General features: G+C 53.0%; 7 protein-coding genes and 2 tRNA genes. 1 reads left to right on the top strand and 8 read right to left on the bottom strand.

Going from position 1 to position 6,539, the window contains the following annotated elements:
* On the top strand, positions 1-1,137 hold a 1,137-nt coding region (locus tag Q0510_RS10360; protein ID WP_298710819.1), incomplete at its 5' end, for a S41 family peptidase.
* A 191-nt stretch (positions 1,138-1,328) separates the two neighbouring features.
* On the opposite strand, the gene Q0510_RS10355 is transcribed toward Q0510_RS10360, so the two are convergent.
* From Q0510_RS10355 to Q0510_RS10320, 8 genes are all read right to left on the bottom strand, one after another.
* Positions 1,329-1,745: a hypothetical protein gene (locus Q0510_RS10355; RefSeq protein ID WP_298710816.1), complete on the bottom strand. Its 417-nt coding sequence runs from the start codon at positions 1,743-1,745 to the stop codon at positions 1,329-1,331.
* 77 nt (positions 1,746-1,822) lie between these two features.
* A complete protein-coding gene (locus Q0510_RS10350) occupies positions 1,823-2,365 on the bottom strand; it encodes a hypothetical protein (RefSeq protein ID WP_298710813.1) in 543 nt (180 codons plus the stop codon).
* Between the two features lie 114 nt (positions 2,366-2,479).
* Positions 2,480-2,713 carry a hypothetical protein gene (locus tag Q0510_RS10345; RefSeq protein WP_298710810.1) on the bottom strand — a complete coding sequence of 78 codons (234 nt, stop codon included), beginning with the start codon at positions 2,711-2,713 and terminating at the stop codon, positions 2,480-2,482.
* A gap of 118 nt (positions 2,714-2,831) precedes the next feature.
* Positions 2,832-3,035 carry a hypothetical protein gene (locus Q0510_RS10340; RefSeq protein WP_298710808.1) on the bottom strand — a complete coding sequence of 68 codons (204 nt, stop codon included), beginning with the start codon at positions 3,033-3,035 and terminating at the stop codon, positions 2,832-2,834.
* 80 nt (positions 3,036-3,115) lie between these two features.
* Complete coding sequence (gene der / locus Q0510_RS10335) at positions 3,116-4,429, bottom strand: ribosome biogenesis GTPase Der (RefSeq protein WP_298710805.1); 1,314 nt, start codon at positions 4,427-4,429, stop codon at positions 3,116-3,118.
* A gap of 25 nt (positions 4,430-4,454) precedes the next feature.
* On the bottom strand, positions 4,455-5,330 hold the full coding sequence (gene era, locus Q0510_RS10330) for a GTPase Era (RefSeq protein WP_298710802.1): 876 nt from the start codon (positions 5,328-5,330) through the stop codon (positions 4,455-4,457).
* 200 nt (positions 5,331-5,530) lie between these two features.
* A tRNA-Met gene (locus Q0510_RS10325) sits at positions 5,531-5,602 on the bottom strand.
* Between the two features lie 538 nt (positions 5,603-6,140).
* Positions 6,141-6,212, bottom strand: a tRNA-Met gene (locus Q0510_RS10320).
* Positions 6,213-6,539: the final 327 nt, after the last annotated feature.

The raw sequence follows: 6,539 nt of genomic DNA, 5'->3' as shown, positions 1-6,539 counted from the left end.
AAACTGCTTCGCGGCCCCCGCAACTCTCAGGTGAAAACCAAGATGCTGCGCGGCGCCAAACAGCTGGATATCACCATCACCCGCGGCGTTATCCCCCTGAACAGCGTAGATGCGGCCTACATCACGGCCCCCGGCGTTGGTTATATCAAAATCAGCAAATTCGCCGCCACCACCTACACAGAGTTCCTTGAAGCCGCGCGCAAACTGGAGAAACAGGGCATGCAGCAGCTCGTGATCGACCTCCGCCAGAACGGCGGCGGGCTTCTCGATGCGGCCACCCGGCTGGCCGACGAGGTTTTGGAAGGCAATAAACTCATTGTATATACGCAGGGCAAGAACTCCCCGCGCCAGGATTACACCTGCTCCCGCCCCGGCGTATTCGAGAAAGGCAACCTGGCCATCCTGATCGACGAAGGCTCCGCTTCCGCCAGCGAAGTGCTCGCCGGCGCCGTACAGGACTGGGACCGCGGCGTCATCATCGGCCGCCGCAGCTTCGGCAAGGGCCTGGTGCAGGAACCCTTCGAGCTCGACAATGGCGCCACCCTCCGACTCACCATTGCCCGTTACTACCTCCCCTCCGGCCGCAGCATCCAGAAGAGCTACGACAATGGCCGGGAGGCTTATGACGAAGACATCGCCAACCGCTACAACCACGGCGAATTCCTGAACGGCGACAGCATCCGCCCGGTGGATTCCAGCCTGAAGTTCCGGAAACCCGGCCCCAGCGGCAGTATCGTTTACGGCGGCGGCGGCATCACTCCGGACGTATTCATTCCGTTCGACACCACCCGTTATTCCGAACTGCTCACCGAATTGTACAACCGGAACGTGTTCGGCGACTATGTGTATCAATATTATACCGCCAATGCCACCGAGTTCAGCGGTTTTAAGGACGCATCTTCCTTCAACCGCGACTGGAACGTGAGCGAAGCCATGATGGCCGGCTTCCGGGCTCTGGCTGCTGAGGAAGGCGTGAACATGTCGCGCGCTACGGCGAAAGACAACGCAGAAATCCGCACCCGTATCAAAGCCCTGCTGGCCAGGCAGCGCTGGCGCAGCGAAGGCTTCTATGAAGTCTCCAACGCCGGCGACCCCGCCATCGAAGCGGCGATAAAAGAATTAAGCTCGCAAAAATGATCGTAAATTCAAACGGCCGGCGCTTCCCGCTCCGGCCGTTTTTTATGCCGGAACGGGTCTTTCCCTTCCGGCTTTTTTATTATTTTGCAGTACGATGTTCCCCTATATCTTACGCATTATCATTGCGATCTACGTTATTTATATCCTGCTGCCTGACAAAAAGAAAAAGCAGCCCTGAAAACCTACGTCGACTAATGACTCATTGCCGGCGCGAGCCGCATGTACCGTATGCAAAACAGTGTGGTGAAAAGATATGCGCCAACCAGGCGGAGATAAAACCATACATCTGCCAGCACATCTGAACGCAATACCATCCATATCAGGCCAAAATTCAACGCCAGGATCACCGGCGCCCACCGGGCTGCGTAATGCCGCAAGGCAGCGTCGTCTGCCCCGGCGGCGGATTTGCGCATCACCAGGTAGCTGAAAACGGGCAGCGACGGGAGGCCGAACAGGATGGAGGCGGCTAACAGCAGGAGGAACAACACGCCATCGAGTGCGAGGTTGCCCGGCATGCGGTCGAAAATAGTGATGGTGAATAGCAAGGGCGAAATGGCCACACTGGCCAGCCATATGCGCAAGGCATACCAGAAGGGGGCGGATTTCATAGGCTTCGGTTATAGGGTGTATTCTGCCTCAAAAGTAAGGTTTCCCCTGCACCGGGCCTATGACATGAAAGGGGGAATCAACGGTGACGGAGCCGCGCCCGCTCTTCCTCGTAATCCCGGCGAAGATCGCGGAGTTCCTGGTCCAGCTGGCGTTTGGCCGTTTTCTGCTCTTTATCGCTGTTATAAGTGCGCTTTTCAAACTCCTGCATCCGGCGGGTGCGGTCGTGCTCATAAGTCTCCTTCAGCTGGCGGAGCTCGTCTTCCTCGATTATATCTTCCTGCACTTCGTCCATTTTCTGCTGCAAAACGCTCATCTTCTTATCCATTTCCGCTACCGTAGCAGGATTGCGGATCACCGTGCGGACGGTTTCCATCATATCCACGAGTACCGAGCGGAGCGTTTCGCCGTGTTGGGGAGAAGCTTGCGAGAAATCGAGCGTGGCGGGATCGAAACGGGAAAAAGCCGTGAGGATGCTGTCCCGCGTGGGCTGCGGGAGCTGCGCCAGGCCGCGGAGGTCTGTTCCGGGAAAACGGAATACGTAGCTGCCGGGATCATTCTGGGCGGTGGCGAAAACATACAGGCTGCAGAGCAGCAACACGGTGATCAGGCTTCGTTTCATGGCTCAGGTGCGTTTTTAATGGGTATCGCACCTGAACAATTGCTATGCCAAACAGCAAAAATCCCTCCGGCAGGGCCGGAAGGATTTATATGCATTGACGCAGATAATACTGTGTTAACGGGGACCAGTGGCGCTATCGGTGCCCGGCGTCGGGGCCGGATTGGGAGCGCCCGGGTTGCTCAGGTTCAGCGAATCCGTTGTCATGGAAGTATCCGGCAAAGGTGCGGTTTCATCCATTGTTGCAGGCGCTTCCGTGGGAACAGCAGTAGAATCTTCGTTGGTAGCTGAGTTGTTGTTGCAGGCCGCGAACAGTCCGGCGGCAAATGCAAGGAGAAATAACTTTTTCATCTGAGATATGGTTTTTTTTGTGGTTTAATACTCCCATATCGAAACAATGACTGTGCCAAACAAAAAAAAATCCTTCCGGTTTGCACCGGAAGGACCATATACTTTCATCAAACGCTAATTAGTGTTTGTGAGTGCTATCAGCAGCAACAGCAGCGGAATCAGCTACTACAGCAGCAGAATCAGCTACAACAGCAGCGGAATCCACGGGAGAAACAACTGCAGAATCAGTTGCAACGGCGGTAGAGTCAGAAGAAGTAGAAGCTGCGTTGTTGCAAGCTACGAATGCGCCAACGGCGATAGCGAGTACGAATAATTTTTTCATGTTGATGTTTGTTTTAAAACGCCGCAAAGATATTGAAAAATGCTGTATTACAAAATAAATTATAATGTAATCCCGTCATTTTATTTCTTCCGGAAGAAAATCCTGATCGGAACGCCCTGGAAATTAAAGTGTTCACGCAGCTTGTTCTCCAGGTAATTTTTATACGGTGTTTTGATATCGTCGGGCAGATTGGCGAAAAACGCGAATGCCGGCGTGTGGGTCGGCAGCTGCGTCACATACTTGATTTTGATCGCCGTGCCGCGTACTACCGGCGGGCGGTGCGCTTCGATTGCTTTCAGCATGATATCGTTCAGCACGGAGGTCTGCACCTTGCGCTGGCGGTTATCATATACTTCCAGGGCGGTTTCCACGGCTTTGAAGATGCGTTGTTTCTCGATCACGGAGCCGAAGATGATGGGCACGTCGGTAAACGGCGCGATGCGGTTGCGGAGTTCCTTTTCGTAATCGCGCGCGGTATTGGTTTGTTTCTCCACCAGGTCCCACTTGTTCACGAAAATCACGAGGCCCTTGCCTTTGCGGGCGGCGAGGCTGAAGATGCTGAGGTCCTGCCCGGCGATGCCTTTTTCGGCGTCGAGGATGAGGACGCAAACGTCGGCTTCGTCCACGGCCTTGATGGCGCGGATCACGGAATAGAATTCGAGGTCTTCGTGCACCTTGGCTTTCCGGCGGATACCTGCCGTGTCGATCAGCATGAAATCCTTCTGGAAGAGGCGGTAGCGGGTATGGATGGTATCGCGGGTGGTGCCGGCGATATCGGAAACGATGTTGCGCTCTTCGCCGATGAGGGCGTTGAGCAGGGAAGATTTACCCACGTTCGGCTGGCCGATGATGGCGATCTTGGGGATGCCTTCGTTTTCGTCGGTCGCCTGTTCTTCTTCAGGGATGAGCGCGGCGATATCGTCGAGCAGTTCGCCGGTGCCGCTGCCTGTCATGGAAGACAGGAAGTGGATGTTTTCGAAGCCCATGGAATAGAATTCCGCGGCTTCGAGCTGGCGTTGCGGGTTATCGACTTTATTGACGGCGAGGAATACAGGCTTGGAAGAGCGGCGGAGCAGGTCGGCCACGTCGGCATCGAGGTCGGTGATGCCGGTGGTAACGTCGCACATGAACACCAGCACGTTGGCTTCTTCCATGGCGATTTTCACCTGTTTGCGGATTTCGCGCTCGAACACATCGTCCGACTTGGCGACAAACCCGCCGGTATCGATGACGTTGAAGGTTTTGCCGTTCCAGTCGGCGATGCCGTACTGCCGGTCGCGGGTAACGCCGCTGACGTCGTCCACGATGGCCTTTCTTTGTTCGAGGAGGCGGTTGAAGAGGGTGGATTTCCCAACGTTCGGGCGGCCTACGATGGCTACTGTAAACCCTGGCATATTGTTTTGATTTTAAATTCGTTGATTAAAGCAATCCGTATTCACGGAGGTAATTGTCGTTATCCCGCCATTTGTCGCGCACTTTGACATGGAGTTCGAGGAAGACCTTCCGGTCGAGGAATTTCTCGATTTCCTGGCGGGCGCGGGATCCGATTTCGCGGATGGAGCGGCCTCTTTCGCCGAGGATGATGCCTTTTTGCGTTTCGCGCGTTACGACGATATCGGCGGAGATTTTCGTCAGCGTTTGTTTCTCCTGGAAGAGCGTGACTACTACGGCGGTGTGGTAGGGGATTTCGTCTTCGAAGAGGTGGAAGATTTGTTCACGGATCATTTCGGCCACGAAGAACCGGGTGGAACGGTCGGTGAGGGTGTCTTCCGGGTAGAAGGGTTCGCTTTCCGGGAGGAGCTGAACGATTTCTTTTTTGAGGAGGTCGATATTTTTCTTCTGTATGGCGGAGATAAATATGACGGATTTTGCTTTGCCCCAGGCGATGGCTTTTTCCCTGAGGGCTTCTATGGCGGAGGCTTCGAGGTTATCCATTTTGTTGATGACAAGGATGGAAGTTCCTTTGAGCTTGAGAGAAGCAAAGAGTTCGAGGCATTCTTCGAGGTTGTCGCGGGCGTCCATGAGGAGAAGGGCGACGTCGGCGTCTTCCAGGGCGGATTTAACGGCGGACATCATCTTTTCGTGCATTTTGTACTTCGGGTCGATGATGCCGGGGGTGTCGGAGAATACGATCTGGTATCCGGGTTCGGTGAGGACGCCGGTGATGCGGTGGCGGGTGGTCTGGACTTTCGGGGAGACAATAGCGAGTTTTTCGCCGAGGATGGCGTTGAGAAGGGTCGACTTCCCGGCGTTCGGTTTCCCGAAAATATTGACAAAACCTGCGCGATGCATCATAATGAATTTTAATTCGTTGGACGGAAACGGGGGATGTTGGCCCGGGGGTCCGGGTGCAAAGGTAGCACAAATAAAAAAAGCCGAAGAGCTTCGGCAAGTTTCAAAGGGTGGCGCCTTTTCCGGTTATCCGTCCGCGTAAGTCCGAAGGTATATAAAAAAGCAAATCCCGCTCCGGGAGCGGGATTCTGACTTTTTTTTTGTAGCGAGGAGAGGATTCGAACCCCTGACCTTCGGGTTATGAGCCCGACGAGCTACCTCTGCTCTACCTCGCAATGTGGTTGCAAAGGTAAGGGAAATATTTTTGCTGACAAATATTTTTTGAGAATCAATGGAAAAGGAGAAGAAACGGCTGTATAGAACCCGCTGTGGCGGTGGATTACAGGGGCATAAAAAATATTTACAACATGTACAGATTTGTGTGAAAAGTCAAACTGACAATTATGAATAGGCAGGAAAGATTCAAAAACGTCTGCCGGTGTTTAGTATGTTTTGCTATTGATTAACCTGCAGGGATGAGCGTCACCTTATTGCAGTCGGAAATCCACCAATATACATGCTTTTCATCCTCCAGCCTGCATTCGGTTTTCCGGCCGCAGGTCGTGCATCGCCTTTCATACGACTCATCCTCTTTTGCGGAATAGCCGCAATTATTGCAGTGCCAGGAAGTAGGAGGCGTGTCATCGTCATCATATGTCCAGAGAAAAGATTCATTGTGGCAGTAGGGACAAAGTTGAAGTGCCGAAAAATTTGGATTAAGAGGGAATAATAAAAAAGGCTTCCAGGTAATACCTAAAAGCCTTTTTCTCTTCGTAGCGAGGAGGGGATTCGAACCTCTGACCTTCGGGTTATGAGCCCGACGAGCTACCTCTGCTCTACCTCGCAATGTGGGTGCAAATGTAAGGGAAATAAATTCGCATTGCGAAGTTTATTTTCAAAAACTTCACAAATAATTTTACGCCCATCAACAAAACCTTTTACCACGGCTGATTTCAGGCTGCATTTATTTTTATCAAAAACACGAGGCAAACAAGTCGGTCAACAAATCAGACTATGCAATCGCAGCAGTCAGGTGCTTGCAGGAGATCCGAAACCTGCGAACATGGCTTTTCACCACAGCCATTTACAATTGCATTTATTCTCAACTTAAACTCAACGCAAACAAGTCGGTCAACAAATCAGACTATGCAATCGCAGCAGTCAGGTGCTTGC

Origin of the sequence: uncultured Chitinophaga sp. (genome assembly GCF_937874145.1) — a bacterium.
Classification (GTDB): Bacteria; Bacteroidota; Bacteroidia; order Chitinophagales; family Chitinophagaceae; genus Chitinophaga.
This window is presented reverse-complemented; position numbering and strand designations above follow the sequence as displayed.